This is a genomic window from Nocardia sp. CA-120079 (genome assembly GCF_050955745.1).
Classification (GTDB): Bacteria; Actinomycetota; Actinomycetes; order Mycobacteriales; family Mycobacteriaceae; genus Nocardia.
This window is the reverse complement of record NZ_CP192088.1, coordinates 7,412,497-7,429,576: the sequence shown is the minus strand read 5'-3', so window position 1 is coordinate 7,429,576 and position 17,080 is coordinate 7,412,497. Positions and strand designations below refer to the sequence as shown.

17 protein-coding genes and 1 pseudogene are annotated in these 17,080 nt (G+C 65.6%); 9 read left to right on the top strand and 9 right to left on the bottom strand.

From position 1 onward, the window contains the following. The first annotated feature begins 23 nt into the window (after positions 1-23). Positions 24-623 carry a PadR family transcriptional regulator gene (locus ACQPYR_RS34430; protein ID WP_433623026.1) on the top strand — a complete coding sequence of 200 codons (600 nt, stop codon included), beginning with the start codon at positions 24-26 and terminating at the stop codon, positions 621-623. A gap of 92 nt (positions 624-715) precedes the next feature. Beyond that, positions 716-1,432: a PP2C family protein-serine/threonine phosphatase gene (locus tag ACQPYR_RS34425; protein WP_433623024.1), complete on the top strand. Its 717-nt coding sequence runs from the start codon at positions 716-718 to the stop codon at positions 1,430-1,432. A gap of 172 nt (positions 1,433-1,604) precedes the next feature. Here ACQPYR_RS34425 and ACQPYR_RS34420 read toward each other — a convergent pair whose 3' ends face one another. The 6 genes from ACQPYR_RS34420 to ACQPYR_RS34395 all read right to left on the bottom strand — a co-directional run bounded on the left by ACQPYR_RS34420 (position 1,605) and on the right by ACQPYR_RS34395 (position 7,671). Next, positions 1,605-2,402, bottom strand: a complete 798-nt coding sequence (locus tag ACQPYR_RS34420) for a sirohydrochlorin chelatase (protein ID WP_433635318.1) — start codon at positions 2,400-2,402, stop codon at positions 1,605-1,607. A gap of 106 nt (positions 2,403-2,508) precedes the next feature. Then, on the bottom strand, positions 2,509-3,798 hold the full coding sequence (locus ACQPYR_RS34415; protein WP_433623022.1) for a sulfate adenylyltransferase subunit 1: 1,290 nt from the start codon (positions 3,796-3,798) through the stop codon (positions 2,509-2,511). A 117-nt stretch (positions 3,799-3,915) separates the two neighbouring features. Beyond that, a complete protein-coding gene (gene cysD / locus ACQPYR_RS34410) occupies positions 3,916-4,845 on the bottom strand; it encodes a sulfate adenylyltransferase subunit CysD (protein ID WP_387290852.1) in 930 nt (309 codons plus the stop codon). Next, a complete protein-coding gene (locus ACQPYR_RS34405) occupies positions 4,842-5,576 on the bottom strand; it encodes a phosphoadenylyl-sulfate reductase (RefSeq protein ID WP_433623019.1) in 735 nt (244 codons plus the stop codon). The genes cysD and ACQPYR_RS34405 overlap by 4 nt, the downstream gene beginning before the upstream one ends. 14 nt (positions 5,577-5,590) lie before the next feature. After that, entirely contained in the window at positions 5,591-7,402 is a 1,812-nt protein-coding gene (locus ACQPYR_RS34400) for a nitrite/sulfite reductase (protein ID WP_433623017.1), read from the bottom strand. 176 nt (positions 7,403-7,578) lie between these two features. Beyond that, complete coding sequence (locus ACQPYR_RS34395) at positions 7,579-7,671, bottom strand: Ms4527A family Cys-rich leader peptide (protein WP_357470198.1); 93 nt, start codon at positions 7,669-7,671, stop codon at positions 7,579-7,581. 212 nt (positions 7,672-7,883) lie between these two features. Between ACQPYR_RS34395 and ACQPYR_RS34390 the strand changes: the two genes are divergently transcribed. The 4 genes from ACQPYR_RS34390 (at position 7,884) to ACQPYR_RS34375 (ending at position 11,001) form a co-directional block, all read left to right on the top strand. Next, positions 7,884-8,273 (top strand): SgcJ/EcaC family oxidoreductase, encoded by a 390-nt coding sequence (locus ACQPYR_RS34390; protein WP_433623015.1) that lies wholly within the window; start codon positions 7,884-7,886, stop codon positions 8,271-8,273. 44 nt (positions 8,274-8,317) lie between these two features. Beyond that, a complete protein-coding gene (hemW, locus tag ACQPYR_RS34385) occupies positions 8,318-9,529 on the top strand; it encodes a radical SAM family heme chaperone HemW (protein ID WP_433623013.1) in 1,212 nt (403 codons plus the stop codon). A gap of 97 nt (positions 9,530-9,626) precedes the next feature. Further along, on the top strand, positions 9,627-9,842 hold the full coding sequence (locus tag ACQPYR_RS34380) for a hypothetical protein (RefSeq protein WP_433623011.1): 216 nt from the start codon (positions 9,627-9,629) through the stop codon (positions 9,840-9,842). 355 nt (positions 9,843-10,197) lie between these two features. After that, the gene (locus tag ACQPYR_RS34375) at positions 10,198-11,001 is read left to right on the top strand and encodes an alpha/beta hydrolase (RefSeq protein ID WP_433623009.1); all 804 of its coding nucleotides are present in this window, start codon (positions 10,198-10,200) and stop codon (positions 10,999-11,001) included. Positions 11,002-11,020: 19 nt separating this feature from the next. Here ACQPYR_RS34375 and ACQPYR_RS34370 read toward each other — a convergent pair whose 3' ends face one another. After that, entirely contained in the window at positions 11,021-11,692 is a 672-nt protein-coding gene (locus tag ACQPYR_RS34370; RefSeq protein WP_433623007.1) for a hypothetical protein, read from the bottom strand. Between the two features lie 253 nt (positions 11,693-11,945). On the opposite strand from ACQPYR_RS34370, the gene hrcA reads away from it, so the two are divergent. The 3 genes from hrcA to ACQPYR_RS34355 all read left to right on the top strand — a co-directional run bounded on the left by hrcA (position 11,946) and on the right by ACQPYR_RS34355 (position 14,966). Next, complete coding sequence (hrcA, locus tag ACQPYR_RS34365) at positions 11,946-12,977, top strand: heat-inducible transcriptional repressor HrcA (protein ID WP_040687994.1); 1,032 nt, start codon at positions 11,946-11,948, stop codon at positions 12,975-12,977. A gap of 93 nt (positions 12,978-13,070) precedes the next feature. Then, a complete protein-coding gene (dnaJ, locus tag ACQPYR_RS34360) occupies positions 13,071-14,222 on the top strand; it encodes a molecular chaperone DnaJ (RefSeq protein WP_433623005.1) in 1,152 nt (383 codons plus the stop codon). A gap of 3 nt (positions 14,223-14,225) precedes the next feature. Beyond that, positions 14,226-14,966 carry a 16S rRNA (uracil(1498)-N(3))-methyltransferase gene (locus ACQPYR_RS34355; RefSeq protein ID WP_433623003.1) on the top strand — a complete coding sequence of 247 codons (741 nt, stop codon included), beginning with the start codon at positions 14,226-14,228 and terminating at the stop codon, positions 14,964-14,966. Here the strand turns inward: ACQPYR_RS34355 and ACQPYR_RS34350 are convergent. Next, positions 14,928-16,070 (bottom strand): annotated as a pseudogene (locus ACQPYR_RS34350) (hypothetical protein); the annotation flags it as partial. The gene ACQPYR_RS34355 and the pseudogene ACQPYR_RS34350 overlap by 39 nt on opposite strands. Then, entirely contained in the window at positions 16,070-17,002 is a 933-nt protein-coding gene (locus ACQPYR_RS34345; protein ID WP_433623001.1) for a metal-dependent hydrolase, read from the bottom strand. The gene ACQPYR_RS34345 and the pseudogene ACQPYR_RS34350, both read right to left, overlap by 1 nt. Positions 17,003-17,080: the final 78 nt, after the last annotated feature.

Here is a 17,080-nt window from a genome sequence, read left to right as displayed (position 1 = left end):
ACCGCGACTGGTAGCCTGAGCGGGTGGCGTTACGTGACGCGGTACTGGCCGCTCTGCTGGAAGGGGAGGCGTCCGGCTATGACCTGGCCAAAGGCTTCGACGCCTCGGTGGCCAACTTCTGGATGGCCACGCCCCAGCAGTTGTACAAAGAACTCGAGCGGATGGCCGCAGAGGGCCTGATCGAGACCCGGGTCGTGCAGCAGGAACGTCGTCCGAACAAGCGACTGCACGCCATCACCCCGGCTGGGCGAGCCGCGCTGCGCGCGTTCATCGCCGAGCCCGCCAAGCCGACCGCCGTCCGCGACGAATTGATGGTCAAGGTGCAGGGCATGGACGCCGACGATGCGCCGACCGTACGCGCCGCGGTGGCCGAGAAGCTGGACTGGTCCAGGGCGAAACTGGCCCGCTACGAACGCTTGCGCGCCCGGCTGCTCGATGGGCGCAGCGAGCAGGCGTATCTGGCCGAGGCCGAGCGCATCGGTCCCTACCTGACCTTGCTGCGCGGAATCTCCTTCGAGCAGGAGAACATTCGCTGGGGGGAGTTCGCACTGGCGAGCATCGACCGGCGCATCGCTTCGGGGTCCGCGACCCCGGCGGATCTGGACTCGATCACGCCGCGGTGAGTGCCGGACCTTATTCGGCGAGCGCGTTCCAGCCCGACCGTAGAGGCTGATGCGGCCTCCCCTGAAATGGCGCGGTGTGCCAGAATTCGCGGGTGCGCAATCCCATCATCGACGTTGCGGTGGGCAGCGATATCGGCAGACGCTATGCGGCGAATTTCGATGTCACCTATCTCCGTGAGCAGCCGTTGTTGGCGCTGGTGGCCGATGGTATGGGAGATGGACCGGGCAGCGCGTCGGCTGGGCGGACCGCGGTGGATATCTTCGTCGAGCACGTAGCGGATGCGGTGGAACTCGGGCCGGACACGCTGCGTGCCGCCGTGGCGGCGGCGCACGCTCGGGTGAGTCGGATCGGTCAGGAATTGCGGACTTTGGCCGGATGCACGCTGACCGCCATGGGCGCCGCGCCGCAGGGCTACTGGCTTGTGCAGATCGGCGACTCCCGGGTGTACCGGCTGCGCGCCGGGCTGCTCGAACTACTGACAACCGACCATACGATGGCGTGGCTCGGCGCTGTGCACGGCTGGTATCCGTTCGATTCGCCGCAGGCCACAGCGGCGCGGTATCAGTTGACCCGCTACATCGGACACGGTGACGCGCCGGAACCGGATGTGCTGAGCGTGACGATGCAACCCGGCGATAGATACCTGCTGTGCACCGACGGTGTATCCGAGCAGGTCGGCTACGACGACCTCCGGAACTGGTTGAGCCGCGGCGTCGATCCGCAGTCCGTTGTCGTCAGGCTCTTGGCTGCCGCCGATCGGGCGGGCGGAAACGACAACGCGACGGCTATCGTCGTCTACGTCGACTGAATTATCTTTCGGCACAACCGATTCGGCGCTCAGGGCGGTGTGAGCGTGAACCGGATCATGCTTGCCTGGAACGCAATCGTCCTTGATGGAGCGGTGCGCCGATTCGCTGATCGGGGTAGCGGGTCCGCCTGAGTTGACAGGTAACCGCCTCGTGCACGGAACTGTTCGAAGATCAGGCAGACAGGCTCAATGCGCCGGTGAGCGCGGTGTCGTAGCGGTCCCAAACTATTTCGGTCAATGCCGTATCCGGCCCGATCACCCGCGCATGCACCACATCGGGCGCGGCGGCCACCAGACGGTCGGTCAACAGCCCCGGCGCGAGGAACCACGGTGCCACGAGCGCCCGCTCCGCACCCCGGGCGCGCAAGCGCGAAATTGCCTGGGTGACAGAAGGTTCGGTGGTGGCGAAGCAGACCTCGGTAAGCCAGCCGGTCATCGCCGCGAGCTGTCCGGCCACCTCGCTGGTCCGCGCATTAGCCGCCGCCGATGCCGCTCCAACTGCGGCCACGACGACCCCCACTCTTTCACCATGCCGCGGCCATATCGCCGGTCCCAGCGCGGCCAGGGCGCGGTCGCGGAGGGTAGTGATGAGTCGCGGGTCCGGCCCGAGAACGTCGGCTTGGGTCAGCGCGAGTTGGGGGTGGGCGGCCCGGGCGCCAGCAAGCAGTCCCGGTAGATCGACTCGCGCGTGATAAGCGCTGCCCAACAGCAACGGCGCCACGACGGCATGCGTGTGCCCTTGCGCGGCAACGGCATTCACGACCTGCTCGACCGACGGCGCATTCAAATCGAGGAAGGCGAGCCGCACATCGATAGCCGGCCGGGCGGCGGCAATATCGGCGACGACCGCCGACATCGTCGCGGCCGAGCGCGGATCCCGACTGCCGTGCGCCACCGCGATGAGCGCAGACCTGGGCTCCGCGTATCCGCCGATCGGTGTGGCAGCCGTGACCCGGACAGGCCCGAACATCGGTCTACTCGGTCCGCGTCCGTGGCCCGACAATCGCTCCAGCTCCGCCCACATGGACCCGCCAGGCAGCCGCGCCACCGAGCCGATACCACCGGGCGAATTCACCTCAGACTCCGACCTCGACCGCGGTCAGCACGTCACCGACCAGACCGGCGGCGAGGGTATTGCCGCCCGCCGGATCGATGAGCAGGAAGCTGCCGGTGTGCCGGTTGACGCGGTAGTCGTCGGCCGCGATCGGCTCGGCGACGCGCACGGAGATGCGGCCGATATCGTTGAGCGCCAAAGACTCCGGGCTCGCCTCGGCGGTCAGGTTCTGCTCGTCGAACCGCTCGACGAGTGCGCCGACGATCGCCTGCGTGGTGCGGGTGCCGTGCTTGAGCAGCAGTCGCGCGCCGGGACGCAGCGGCTTATCGCCGAGCCAGCAGACGGTCGCGTCGAAGGTGTCGATCGGCTCCGGCGCATCGGCGGGGGAGGCGATGATGTCACCGCGCGAGATGTCCACATCGTCGGTCAGGATCAGCGTGACGCTGCGGCCGACCTGTGCGACCGCGAGCTCACCGTCGGGTGTATCGACCCGCTCGACGGTCGAGCGAATACCCGAGGGCAGCACCACGATTTCGTCACCCGGCGAAACCGAGCCCGCCGCGATCTGGCCCGCGTAGCCGCGGTAGTCCGGGTATTCGGCGGTGCGCGGACGGATCACATACTGCACCGGGAAGCGTAGGCCGATCGCATGCTCGCCCGAGCTGTCGGCATCCACCGGCACCGATTCGAGGTGCTCGATCAGCGAAGGTCCGTCATAGTACGGAGTGTTCGCCGAGCGTGAGGCGATATTGTCGCCGTGCAGTGCGGACACCGGAATCTCCAACACATCCTCGGCTGCCCAGCCGAGTGTGCTGGTAAGGGTGTTGAATTCGGCCGAGATCGCGGCGAAGACGGTCGCCGGATCATCGACCAGGTCGATCTTGTTCACCGCGAGCACCAGCTTCGGCACACCGAGCAGCGCGAGGACCGCGGCATGGCGACGGGTCTGCTCGATGACACCCTTGCGCGCGTCGACGAGCAGGATCACCAGCTGCGCGGTGGACGCGCCGGAGACGGTATTGCGGGTGTACTGCACATGCCCGGGCGTATCCGCGAGCACGAAAGACCGCTTGGGCGTTGCGAAGTAGCGGTAGGCGACATCGATGGTGATGCCCTGTTCGCGTTCCGCGCGAAGCCCGTCCACGAGCAGCGAAAGATCCGGCGTGGCAAGACCTTTGTCCACCGACGCGCGGGTGACGGCGTCGATCTGGTCGGCCAGTACGGATTTCGTATCGTAGAGCAGGCGTCCGACCAGGGTGGACTTACCGTCGTCGACAGAACCGGCGGTGGCCAGCCTCAGTAGGTCGGACATATCAGAAATATCCCTCTCGTTTGCGGTCTTCCATCGCGGCCTCGGACACTCGGTCGTCGCTCGCCCAGGCTTGGACACTGTGCGCCGCGCTCGGTCCGGCGAGTAACTCGGAACGCATCAGAAGTAGCCTTCTCGTTTGCGGTCTTCCATCGCGGCCTCGGACACTCGGTCGTCGCCGCGGGTAGCACCGCGCTCGGTCAAACGGGACGCGGCCACTTCGGCGAGAATCGCCTCGTTATCGGCCGCGTCGGAAAGAATTGCGCCGGTGGAGGATCCGTCGCCGACGGTGCGGTAGCGCACCGAACGGGTCTCGAGCACCTCACCATCGCGCGGGCCGCCCCAGACGCCGGGGGTCATCCACATGCCGTCGCGCTGATACACCGGACGTTCGTGCGAGTAGTAGATGCTCGCCAGATCGATGTCCTCGCGCGCGATGTAGCGCCAGATATCGAGTTCGGTCCAGTTGCTCAGCGGGAACACGCGGACGTGCTCGCCGGGAGCGTGCTTGCCGTTGTACAGATTCCACAGCTCGGGCCGCTGCCGCTTCGGATCCCACTGCCCGAAGGCATTGCGCAGCGAAAAGATTCGCTCCTTGGCGCGCGAACGCTCTTCATCGCGGCGGCCTCCGCCGAAGACCGCGTCGAAGCGGTGCTCGGTGATGGCGTCCAGCAGCGGAACCGTCTGCAGTGGATTGCGGATACCGTCCGGGCGCTCGGTGAGACGGCCGTCGGCCAGGTAGTCCTCGACCTTCGCGACATGCAGTCGCAGACCGTACTTTTCGACCACCTTGTCGCGGAATTCGAGCACCTCGGGCAGGTTGTGCCCGGTGTCGACGTGCAGCAGCGCGAACGGCAGCGGCGCGGGCCAGAAGGCCTTGAGCGCCAGGTGCAGCAGCACCGTGGAATCCTTACCGCCGGAGAACAGGATCACCGGCCGTTCGAATTCGCCTGCCACCTCACGGAAGATGTGGATCGATTCCGACTCCAACGCCGCGAGGGTGTCGAAATCGGTGATGCCCAAGGAACGTGCGCTGATGGTTTCGGTCATGACTGATGCAACCCGCATTCGGTCTTGGCGAGGCCGGCCCAGCGGCCGCTTCGCGGATCGGAGCCCGGCTCCGGCTTCCGTGTGCACGGAGCGCAGCCGATGGACGGATATCCCTCCTCCACCAGGGGATTGACGAGGATGCCGTGCTGTTCGATATAGGCCTGCATCTCGTCGTCGGACCAGGCGGCGATCGGGTTGATCTTCACCAGTCCGAACGCCTCGTCGAACGAGATGAGCGGGGCGTTGGCCCGGGTCGGGGCCTCCACGCGGCGGATGCCGGTGACCCAGGCGTTGTAACCGCCGAGCGAGCGATTCAGCGGCACAACTTTGCGCAACCGGCAGCATTCACCGGCATCGCGCGCGAACAAATCCTTGCCGAGCAGCTGATCCTGTTCGGCCACAGTGCTTTCCGGCCGCACATTGATCACATTCACGCCGTATACGGCTTCCACCGCATCGCGTGTACCGATGGTCTCGGCGAAGTGGTAACCGGTATCCAGGAACAGTACGTCCACACCCGGATGCACTTGGGCGGCAAGGTGAACCAGCACGCCGTCCTGCATATTCGAGGCGACGATGTAGCCGGTGCCGAAGACGTCCTCGGTCCACCGCAGCAAATCCAGTGCCGTGGCGTCGGCACCGAGTTCGGCCGCGCCTTTTTCGGCGATCGCCCGCAATTCGTCTTCCGACAGCTTCACGGGCAGGTCCGCCGTTACTTGATCCGTTGTCACGCTAGTTCTCCCATTTACCGAAGGTCGGCCTCGTCGGCACGAACCGCCCACTGAGCGAACCGTTCGCCGTCCTCGCGGTGCTTGATGAAGTTGCGCACCACCCGTTCGATGTAGTCACCGAGTTCGTTGGTGGTCACCTTGTGTTGACGCAGTTTGCGACCGAAGGCGCTGTCGAAGCCGAGGCTGCCACCGAGATGAACCTGGAAACCCTCGACGTGATTCCCGGCGCCGTCATCGATCAGCTGACCCTTGAAGCCGATATCGGCGACCTGGGCGCGCGCGCAGGAGTTCGGGCAGCCGTTGATGTTGATGGTCACCGGAACATCCAGCTGCGCATTGAGATCCGCGAGCCGCTCCTCCAACTCCGGCACCAGCGCCTGGGAACGCTTGCGGGTCTCGGCGAAGGAGAGCTTGCAGAATTCGATTCCGGAGCAGGCCATCAGGTTCCGGCGCCACAGCGACGGACGTGCCTGCAGGCCAAGGGGTTCCAACTCGTCGATCAGTGCGTCGACCTTGTCGTCGGCGATATCGAGCACGATCAGCTTCTGGTACGGGGTGAACCGGATCCGGTCCGAGCCGTACTTCTCCGCCGCCTCGGCGACCTTGGTCAGGACCGTGCCCGAAACCCGGCCCGCGATGGGGGAGAAGCCGACCGCATTGAGTCCGTTGCGCAGCTTCTGCACGCCGACGTGATCGATCGGCTTCTTCGGCTGCTCCGGCGCGGGGCCGTCGATCAGCTTGCGCTTCAGGTACTCGTCCTCGAGCACCTGACGGAACTTCTCGATGCCCCAGTCCTTGATGAGGAACTTCAGCCGGGCCTTGGTGCGCAGGCGGCGGTAGCCGTAGTCGCGGAACAGCGAGACGACGGCCTCCCACACATCGGGAACCTCGTCCAGCGGCACCCACACGCCGACGCGCTGGGCCAGCATCGGATTCGTCGACAGACCGCCGCCGACCCACAGATCCAGACCCGGGCCGTGTTCCGGGTGATTCACCCCGACGAACGCGACATCGTTGATCTCGTGCACCACATCCTGCTGGCCCGAGATCGCGGTCTTGAACTTGCGCGGCAGGTTGGAGTATTCCTTCTTGCCGATGTAGCGGCGCACGATCTCGTCGATCGCGGGCGTCGGGTCGATGATCTCGGTCAGCGATTCACCGGCAAGCGGCGAGCCGAGCACCACGCGCGGGCAGTCGCCGCACGCCTCGGTGGTCTTCAGGCCGACGCCTTCGATCCGCTTCCAGATCTCGGGAACGTTCTCGACCTCGATCCAGTGGTACTGGACGTTCTCACGGTCGGACAGGTCGGCGGTGTCGCGGGCGAACTCGGTGGAGATCTGGCCGAGGGTCTTCAGTTGCGCGACGTTCAATGCGCCCGCGTCGCAGCGGATGCGCATCATGAAGTACCTGGCCTCGAGAATGTCGATGTTCTCGTCACCGGTCCAGGTGCCGTCGTAGCCCTGTTCGCGCTGGGTGTAGAGACCCCACCAGCGGAACCGGCCGCGCAGATCGCCCTTGTCGATGCTGTCGAAGCCCTGCTTGGAATAGATGTTCTCGATCCGGGCCCGGACATTGAGCGGGTTGTCGTCCTTCTTGGACTGCTCGTTCGGGTTCAGCGGCTCGCGGTAGCCGAGCGCCCACTGGCCCTCGGCCTTGCGGCGCACCGGCTTACCGGTGCGGACCCGTGGGCCCGTCGGTGCCTCGGCCCGGGGACGGTCCGGACGGACGCGTCGTTCTGAGGCCGGGCGGACCGGGCGCGCGTGCTGGCCGGGCCGGGACTCCGGCTGGGGCTGATCCGTGGGACCGGCGTCGGTGCTCGACGTCATGTGGTCGCTCCTGCTGGGTGAGGGTACATCCGTGCTGAAGGCGTCTAGGGGGCGGTAGCTGGCGGAGCCAGCGGGGTGGGTAGACGCCGTGCTGACTCACGCCTGCGGTGTCAGCGGGCCGATGTCCGTCGAAATCGGGGAATCACCGGGCAAACCCGGGAATGCGCGCCGCTGAGCTACCGAAGAGAACCGGGCAGACAGCAGGCGCTACAGACGCGCTTGTAGTCGACGTGGCGACGTGCCACAAGTCGTACTCCAGATCCGCGCATGCGGCCTATTGTGCCATGTCAGGGTGGCCCTTCCGACCTCGCGGCCATATTTCCCGCGAAATCGAGGGAAATTCCCTGGACTATGCGGGCCGATTGTGATGGCTGTCATAGTTAGCGGCCGCAATGCGTCGCATGATTCGTCAAGATCATCGCCGGTGAAGCGAGTCACTCGGATTGACCTCGAGCTAGGTCGAGGTAGCAAGCTCGGTGACATGAGTACCGATACCGATCTGGACGCCATCCGCGAGGTCGTCGCCACCATTCAACATTCCCAGCAGAACGAGCTCATCGACGAATTCGTCGGTCTGTTCCGCGAGGACGCCATCTGGACGACCGGAGGCGGCAAGCGACTGTTCGGCCGCGCGGCCATCGGTGAGTTCACCGCACAGGTGCTGCCGGGTGCGATGCGGGACGGTACCGCGACCTACGAGGTCGAGCATGTGCTGTTCATCCGTCCGGACGTGGCCGCCGTCAAGGTGGTCCAGCGGTACTTCGACGGCGCGGGCCAACTGTCCGGTCAGGGCTCACCGATGTACGTCATGGCCAAGGAGGACGGCCGCTGGCTGCTCACCGCGAATCAGAACACCGTGGTCGCCGACTGAACCCGCCCGCAACGGCCCAGGGGAGCGGCGGTCACACTGGAGGGGTGAGTTCCGCCGCCGCCCCGATCGAAGCCGAGACGCCAGCCCTGGTGCTGCGCGACTTCGGCGGCGGCCCGTTCGGGATCTACATCCACGTGCCGTTCTGTGCGACACGCTGCGGATATTGCGATTTCAACACCTATACCGCCGGCGAGTTGGGCACCTCGGCATCGCCGCAGTCCTGGCTCGAAGCACTGCGCGGCGAACTGGCGACGGCGGCCGAACGGTTCGCTGCGCTGCCGACCGCCACGCCCGAGGTGGCGACGATTTTCGTCGGCGGTGGCACGCCGTCACTGCTCGGCGGTGACGGCTTGGCGGACGTGCTGGACTCGGTGCGTGCGAACTTCACCCTCGCCGCCGATGCCGAGGTGACGACCGAATCCAATCCGGAGTCGACCGCACCGGAGTTCTTCGAACGTATCCGCACGGCCGGATTCACCCGGGTGTCGCTCGGCATGCAATCCGCGGCCCAGCATGTGCTGAAGGTCCTCGACCGCACCCACACGCCGGGCCGAGCCGTCGCCGCGGCGAAAGAGGCTCGCGCCGCCGGATTCGACCATGTGAACCTCGACCTGATCTATGGCACGCCCGGGGAACGCGACAGCGATCTGGACGCGAGCCTGGATGCTGTGCTCAGCGCGGGCGTCGACCACGTCTCCGCCTACTCGCTCATCGTCGAGGACGGTACCGCACTGGCCCGTCGCGTGCGTCGCGGCGAACTGCCCGCTCCCGATGACGATGTGCTCGCCGCCCGCTACGAGCGCATCGACTCTCGTCTCAATGCGGCAGGCCTCACTTGGTACGAGGTATCCAATTGGGCCGCAGGCGATTCCGCGCGCTGTCGGCACAACCTCGGGTACTGGGACGGCGGCGACTGGCTCGGCGCGGGACCCGGCGCGCACAGCCACGTCGGCGGCGTGCGCTGGTGGAACGTCAAACACCCTGCGCGCTATGCCGATACCGTCGCGCGCGGTGGTTTTCCCGCAGCAGGCTGGGAAATGCTCACTGCCGACGAACAGCACACCGAACGCGTCATGCTCGCCGTTCGCTTGTGCACCGGCCTGCCGCTGAACGAGTTGGCCTCGACGGAATCAGCCGCCGCAACCCGAATCATTGCCGACGGTCTGGCAGTTCGCTCCGGTGACCGTCTGGTCCTCACCGATCGCGGCCGCCTACTCGCCGACGGCGTCGTTCGAGACCTCCTGACCTCACTCTGACTTATCACCACTTCACGGCCGGGTTCATGGATACCGCCCGTTGCGCTATCACAGATCGGTAAAGACGCGTAGGCTGCGGACCAACCCAAGGAGTCCTATGCCACCGGCACGACACATCACCCTGATCCCTGAGCAGAGCGAGTTCGCCGAGGCGCGCGCCGCCGAGAAGGCCGAAAATGCGAGACAGTGCGCGATAGCCGCCAGGACGGTCGCCAGCCACGCCGAGAATGCAGCGGATTGCGAGTCCTTACTCGCCATGCTCGGCCTCGACGCACTGGCGGGCAAGATGGCAAAAACCGCGTCCGAGCTCTAGCCGCGGACTAGTTCGCTCTCGCTTCGTGCCGCGCCTCGGGGTGCCATCTGCCGCAGCGGCATCCGGGCCCCGGTTGCGCTCCCGCAGAAGCCGTCAATATCTCGCACAACGTCTACTGTGTGCGAGATATCACCGGCTATGCGAGGTGCTCGAGCCCTTGCGGCAGCGCGGCGTTAGCGTCACAAGCGCTCTGGGCTCCGCGTCGTCGTGCACCAACTCGGGCGGGTCGATGCGCGATAGTCGGTGCTCACGCAGAGCGCCGTAACCGACTGATCAGTCAGTCTGCCTGTCGAGGCTCGGCAAAAGGTGACAACATCATGAGCCGACAGCATCAACGACGACAGGCAGGACTCCGATGAAAATCACCCGTAGTCTCCGCGCCTGCATCGCGGCGCTCACCTTGGCTTTCACGCCCGTCCTCGCGGTTGCCCCCGCGACTGCCGAACCCCTCCCGACGATCGTGCTCGTGCACGGCGCCTTCGCCGACACCACGAGTTGGAACGGCGTAGCCGCGACGCTGCGCGACCATGGTTATCAAGTGGTTGTTCCCGACAACCCGCTGCGCGGCCCTGCCTACGACGCCGCGGCAATTCAGCGAACCCTGGACACCATCGCCGGACCTGTTGTCCTGGTGGGTCATTCGTATGGCGGCTTCGTCATCACCAATGTCCATGACCCGAAAGTCCAAGCGCTGGTCTACATTGCGGCCTTCGCCCCAGTGCAAGGCGAAACCGGTCTCCTCGAACTCAACCCGATCAGCTTCCCCGGCAGCCAGTTGCTGCCTCCAGCACTCCAGGTACGCGTCGTCGACGATCCAAATGGCTTGGCAGGCAAGAACATCGACGGTTACATAGCCCCTGCCTACTTCAACTCCGTCTTCTGCCAAGACGTATCCCCCGAAGTAGCCGCCGACATGATCGCCCACCAACACTCCCTGGCCGTATCCGCCAACGTCGAACCCTCCGGCGCTCCCTCCTGGTCCGCAACCCCCAGCTGGTACCTCGTCTCAGCCGACGACCGCATAATCCCCCCTGCCTCCCAACGCTTCATGGCAAACCGCATGGGTGCCCACACCAGCGAAATCGACGCCTGCCACGCCTCCTTGGTCTCCCGCCCCAACGAGGTCGCCGCCGTAGTAGAAGCCGCCGCCGGTCGATAGCAAGATCCGATCGCCGGGCCTAGTACGTGAAGACTTGGTAAGCGCCGAGCACCATGGCCAAGATCGCTATGGAAGTGAACAGCAGCCAGCTGACGATGCCGGGGATCCAGCGCTGTGGTTGTGGTCCGAGTCGGCCCGGGGTGCTGACGGCCAGGGATGCCCGGGAGTAGACGCGGGTCTGATGGCCTGCGATGACCGGCACCATTATGTCGGCGGGCATGGGGTGGCTGCCGAAGCGGGACCAGGGCGCTCGCCATGGCGGCGGTCCGACGCGCAGATGGTGCAGTCCCGGTTCGGCCCGGATGAAGGTGACGCCCCAGCCGACCTGCTGTGGCACATGCTGCCCGTTGAGCACGACTTCCGGGCGGGTGAACAGATGCGCCAAGACCCGCGGCATGCAGGACGCCACCAACACGATTCCGGTCTCCGCGGGTTCCGGCCGGAAGCGGGGCATCGGATCGTCCTCGTCGACGCCGTGCGCCAGGATGAAATTGAACGGCAGGAGGGTCCCTCGGTAGGGCGGCATCGGGGTCTGGGGGAGCGAGCCGTCGGGCAGCACATAGTCGGCCGGCCGCAGCACGCGGTAGTCCGGCGCGTGCGGCGGCAACCCGAAGGGGCGGAAGCCGATCGGTGGAGTCGCGGGCCCGCCGAGGGCGGGCGCGAGGATTTGTGGATAGTCCGGTTTGTTCACGGCTTTCGAATCCCCCTGTCACGCTGGCTGCGCGGTGAGGTTAGCAGTCGGATCTTGCTCCGGCGCAACGTCTGTCGGTGTCGAGGGGATCTGGATCACATGCGTCCAGGGTGTGCGAACGGGCAATTGTCGAATAGGCAATTAGACTGGATAAACAGACGTACCTAGTAGCCTGCATCGAATTCGGGTCGATGCGGACGGTGCGCACGTGACCGTTACGACGTGCCCGAGGACGAGCGAGGAGGTGGGGCCCATGTCGAGCACCGAGGATCGGCGCTTCGAGGTCCTGCGTGCGATCGTCGCGGACTATGTCGCGACCAAGGAGCCGATCGGGTCGAAGACCCTGGTGGAGCGGCACAACCTCGGGGTATCCAGCGCGACGGTTCGCAACGATATGGCGGTACTGGAGGCAGAGGGCTATATCACCCAGCCGCACACCAGTTCCGGTCGCATTCCGACCGACAAGGGCTACCGGCAGTTCGTCGACCGTATCTCCGAGGTGAAGCCGCTTTCGCCGGCCGAGCGCCGGGCGATCATGGAATTCCTGGAGTCCGGGGTCGATCTGGACGACGTGCTGCGCCGCGGTGTTCGGCTGCTTGCTCAGCTCACCCGTCAGGTCGCGGTCGTCCAGTATCCGACGGTGTCGGCCTCCACGGTCCGCCACATCGAGGTGGTCGCGCTGAATCCGGCGCGGTTGCTGCTGGTCGTGATCACCGACACCGGTCGCGTCGACCAGCGTCTGGTGGAACTCGGCGCACTCATCGATGATCAGGACCTCGCCGCGCTGCGCGGCATGCTCGGTGGTGCGATGGACGGCAAGCGCCTGTCCGACGCCTCCGCGGCCGTCGCCGAACTGCCCGAGCGGGCGCCGGTGCGGCTGAAGGATGTGCTGGTGCGCGTCTCCACCGTGCTCGTCGAGACCCTGGTCGAGCATCCGGAGGAGCGGTTGGTGCTCGGCGGCACCGCCAACCTGACCCGCAATGCCGCCGACTTCGTCTTCCCCGGTTCGCTGCGCGATGTGCTCGAGGCACTGGAGGAGCAGGTGATCGTGCTGAAGCTGCTCGCGGCCGCCCAGCATCCGGGCACCATCACGGTGCGCATCGGCGAGGAAACCCAGGTCGAGCAGATGCGCGGAACCTCGGTCGTGTCGACCGGCTACGGTGCTGCGGGTGCGGTGCTCGGCGGTATGGGCGTGCTCGGTCCGACCCGGATGGACTATCCGGGGACCATCGCATCGGTCGCGGCCGTTGCCCGTTATATCGGTGAGGTGCTCGCGGAGCGCTGAGAGCCCCCGTCGCTGATACGCTCGATCCTCCGGCGGATAAAGTTGAGTGCATCCGACTAATGCTGTTGCAAACCAAGGACTAGAGAACTCAAAGTGGCACGGGACTACTACGGACTGCTCGGCGTTGCGAAGAACGCGACCGACCAGGAGATCAAGCGCGCCTACCGCAAGCTGGCGCGGGAACTCCACCCCGACGTCAACCCCGACGAGGCGGCGCAGGCCAGGTTCAAGGAAGTGTCGACCGCCTACGAGGTGCTGTCGGACCCGGAGAAGCGGCGCGTCGTCGATATGGGCGGCGATCCGTTGGAGGCCGGTGGTGGCGGCGCGGGCTTCTCCGGCGCCGGTTTCGGCGGGCTCGGCGACGTATTCGAGGCCTTCTTCGGCGGTATGAGCGGTTCCGGCGGGACGCGCAAGCCGCGCGGCCGGGTGCAGCCCGGTGCGGATTCGCTGCTGCGGACCCGGCTCAGCCTGGCCGAATGCGCGGTCGGTGTCACCAAGCACCTGACCGTCGACACCGCCATCCTCTGCGATATCTGCCACGGCGCAGGCACCAACGGCAAGTCCAAGGCGGTGCGCTGCGAGACCTGTGGTGGTGCGGGTGAGGTCCAGTCCGTGCAGCGTTCGTTCCTCGGTCAGGTCTTGACCTCACGTCCGTGTCCGACCTGTCGCGGCGCGGGTGAGACCATTCCCGATCCGTGCCACAAGTGCGGCGGCGACGGGCGGGTGCGGGCGCGGCGCGAGATCGCCGCGCCGATTCCGGCCGGTGTCGCCAATGGCATGCGGGTGCGGCTCGCGGCGCAGGGCGAGGTCGGTCCCGGTGGTGGGCACGCGGGCGATCTGTATGTGGAGATCGTCGAGCAGCCGCACGATGTCTTCGTTCGCGACGGCGACGATCTGCACTGCACCATTCGGGTGCCGATGGTCGATGCCGCACTCGGCACCACCGTCGTCATCGACACCATCCTGGACGGCCCGACCGAGCTGACCATTCCGCCGGGCACCCAGCCGGGTGAGATCTCGGTGCTGCGCGGCCACGGCATGCCGCGCCTGCGCTCCGGCGCGCGCGGTGATCTGCTCGCACATCTGGACATCGTGGTGCCGACCAAACTCGACGCCAAGACCACCGATCTGCTGCGCAAATACAAGGGCATGCGCACCGGTGATCGCGCCGAAGTGATGTCGGCGCAGTCCGAGCACAACAGCGGCCTGTTCGCCCGGCTGCGAGCGTCGTTCAGCGGGCGATAGGCGTTGGCCGCCACGGTCTTCTATCTCGCCGACATTCCGGAGCCGGGTGGCATCGCGGTGCTGGACGGTCCGGAGGGACGCCATGCCGCGACGGTGCGCCGCATCCGGGTCGGTGAGCCGATCACACTGTCCGACGGCTCCGGTTTGCTCGCGGCATCGGAAGTCGTTGCGGCGCAGAAGGATCGGCTCGAGCTGCAGGTGCTCGATCGGGTGCTCGCCGCGCCCGCGACGCCGCGGGTGACCATCGTGCAGGCGCTGCCGAAGTCCGACCGCTCGGAGCTGGCCGTCGAGCTGATGACCGAGGCGGGCGCTGATGTCATCATCCCGTGGCAGGCCGCGCGCTGCATCGCCAACTGGGAAGCCAAGGCGGACAAGGCCGTTGAGAAATGGCGTGCCGCCGCCCGATCGGCCGCACGGCAGTCTCGCCGCGCCTACATTCCAGAGGTCGCCGATCTGCACCGCACCCGTGACCTGCTCGATAAGATCCGTGGGGTCGTCGCCGCGGGCGGCATCGCGGTGGCACTACACGAATCGGGCACCGCCCCCTTCGTCGAGCTGCCTTTCGACAAGGCCACCGAAATCCTGCTCATCGTCGGCCCCGAAGGCGGTCTAGACGACTCCGAGCTCACCGCCTTCGCTGCTGCGGGCGCCGACGTAACCCTGCTCGGCCCCACCGTCTTGCGCACCTCCACCGCCGCCGCCGTCGCCCTCGGCGCCTTGGGGGCGTTGACCTCCCGCTGGTAGCGACTCGGCTGCTCGGTACGGCACCGTGAAGATCGCTAGCACGCAAAGTATTGCGACCGCGAAGCACGACAGCGTGTACCAGAGATTCCCGATGGGGTCGCCATTGCTCGTCGAACCGTCGACGGCAGCGAAGTAATCGGGCAGCGCGCTTATCCAGAGCAACGCCATCACACCGAGGTACACGACGCTGTAAATCCGTACGAAGCGGTTCGTGTAGTCCGAATGGTCTCGCCGTAGCCGCAGCCACTGGCGCGTGAGAATCGGAATCGCGACAATGCTGAGGATGACCAATTCGGCCGCATAGAGGAATCCCCGCAACGCGGTGCTCCCGGCGCCGAAAACTGTTGCCGGGATCGGCAATACGCCCGTACCCAAAGACCCTAGAATGCCGATGACGACAGTGCGCCACACCAATTGCAGTCCAGTGAAACTGCGCCCCTGGTCGACATGACGACCGACGAACAACTGGACGAAGAACGCCAGCGACATCGGCCACAGCGCGGCGAATACCACCACACTCGGTAGCGGAACCGAGTCGAACATCGGTTGATTGAGCGAATTTTCGGTCGACCACTCCCACCAGCGCAGCTGCGGTCCCAGATGGTCGAAGATCTCATAGAAGCCGTGGTGGACGAAGCCTACGCAGACGGCGCCGACGAGAACACCGTATCGACGGAAAACGCCCAGCATTCGGACGATTTCGAAGGCCAACGTCGCCATCAATGGGTAGATCGCCACGATATAGAGGGGGAGCCGACCCCAGAGGAAATCCACGGTGAAGACGTTGTGCGCGAACATCGTGTCGACGTGTGCGTCGATGCCGAATGCCGCCGGAAAGTATAGCGGCGGTTCGATGATGAACAGATATGCGGTCGCGCCGAACCAGACCACGAGATTGGTGGGATCGCCGTGACGTCGCAGGCGCACGATCGCGTAGATCAGCGCGAGCACTGCGCCGAGGACGATGGTGAACTCGAGCACCGGAAGCGTCCAGTTCTCCAATGCGAAAGGGTTTCGCACCTCGACGAGTCCACCGGCCTCCTGACAGGAAAAGCCGAGCGCCTTCGCGAGTTCGTCGAAGGTGGGTGCGCAATGATCGGCCATCAGTCCCCCTGCGCTGTAACGGAATCGGCGGTGTACCAATGTGATACGTCGTAACCGGCGTCGTACCGTTTGAACCACACATCGGCGAGTGCGGGCAGCTTCTCGTGATCCGGGTTGTGCTTGGGCAATTGACTGCGGATGATGCCCGCCAGCGCGATCAGTTGTTCGCCGAGTCGTAGATCGTCGAATGCGCGCGACATCGGACCGTTGTCCTCGACGGGCAGCCGCAACAATTTCCGCACCTTCTGCTTACCCCGGTGCATCGCGAACATCGCCAGTGCATCGATGCGCCGATCCTCCTGCGGCACATGCTTATTGAAGCCTGCGCAGGCCACCTTGATGACCTTCATGACGTGCCGGAAGATCGACGGAGCCATGCGCATCCGGTAGCCGTCGCTGCCGACTATCGAATCGAAAATGATCAAGGCCGAACTTCGATGTTCGACTTCCTCGACGAAGTGCCAGATGAACAGCGATGCGACACGGTCGTCGCCCGGCCGGAACAGGGTCGAATCGTTGTCGAGCATCAGTTTGAACACCGGGGTGAAGGTGGCCTCCAGATCGGCGGTGTAGGCGAGCCGATATTCCAGCGAGGTGTGCACGGTGAGGCGGTCGAATTCCGCGATCACTTCGTTGAGGGTCTCCTGGAGCCCGGGGTATCGCCTGATCAGGCCATTGGCGTGCTGGCGGTGGGCGGTCGAGTGCTGGCCCTCCTGACGCACGAATGCGTCCGCTTCCTCGGCGACCGCGGGATCGGTTATCCGCGGCATGGCTTCGCGAATCATATTGACGATCATCTTCTCGAAGCCGATGGCCAGGAAGGACACCGCGTTGGCCATGGACGAGAAGGCCGGATTCTCTTCGTTCCACAGGAACGGTACGTCGTAGTCCGCGAATGCGAATCGCATCTTCCGGACTTGCAGATCGGTCACTTGGCTGTACCTCGTATTTCGAAAGGGGGCTGTAGCCGTGTTCGGACGTGCCGAAGCCTCGATACCGGTGATCATACA

What these genes read in the sequence shown, in the direction of transcription:
- ACQPYR_RS34420 (WP_433635318.1), bottom strand. Translation starts at nt 2,402, where the DNA reads ATGTTCGGGCCTGTCCGGGTCACGGCTGCCACACCGATCGGCGGATAC.
- ACQPYR_RS34415 (WP_433623022.1), bottom strand. Translation starts at nt 3,798, where the DNA reads ATGTCCGACCTACTGAGGCTGGCCACCGCCGGTTCTGTCGACGACGGT.
- cysD (WP_387290852.1), bottom strand. Translation starts at nt 4,845, where the DNA reads ATGACCGAAACCATCAGCGCACGTTCCTTGGGCATCACCGATTTCGAC.
- ACQPYR_RS34400 (WP_433623017.1), bottom strand. Translation starts at nt 7,402, where the DNA reads ATGACGTCGAGCACCGACGCCGGTCCCACGGATCAGCCCCAGCCGGAG.
- ACQPYR_RS34395 (WP_357470198.1), bottom strand. Translation starts at nt 7,671, where the DNA reads ATGCGCGGATCTGGAGTACGACTTGTGGCACGTCGCCACGTCGACTAC.
- ACQPYR_RS34390 (WP_433623015.1), top strand. Translation starts at nt 7,884, where the DNA reads ATGAGTACCGATACCGATCTGGACGCCATCCGCGAGGTCGTCGCCACC.
- ACQPYR_RS34380 (WP_433623011.1), top strand. Translation starts at nt 9,627, where the DNA reads ATGCCACCGGCACGACACATCACCCTGATCCCTGAGCAGAGCGAGTTC.
- ACQPYR_RS34375 (WP_433623009.1), top strand. Translation starts at nt 10,198, where the DNA reads ATGAAAATCACCCGTAGTCTCCGCGCCTGCATCGCGGCGCTCACCTTG.
- hrcA (WP_040687994.1), top strand. Translation starts at nt 11,946, where the DNA reads ATGTCGAGCACCGAGGATCGGCGCTTCGAGGTCCTGCGTGCGATCGTC.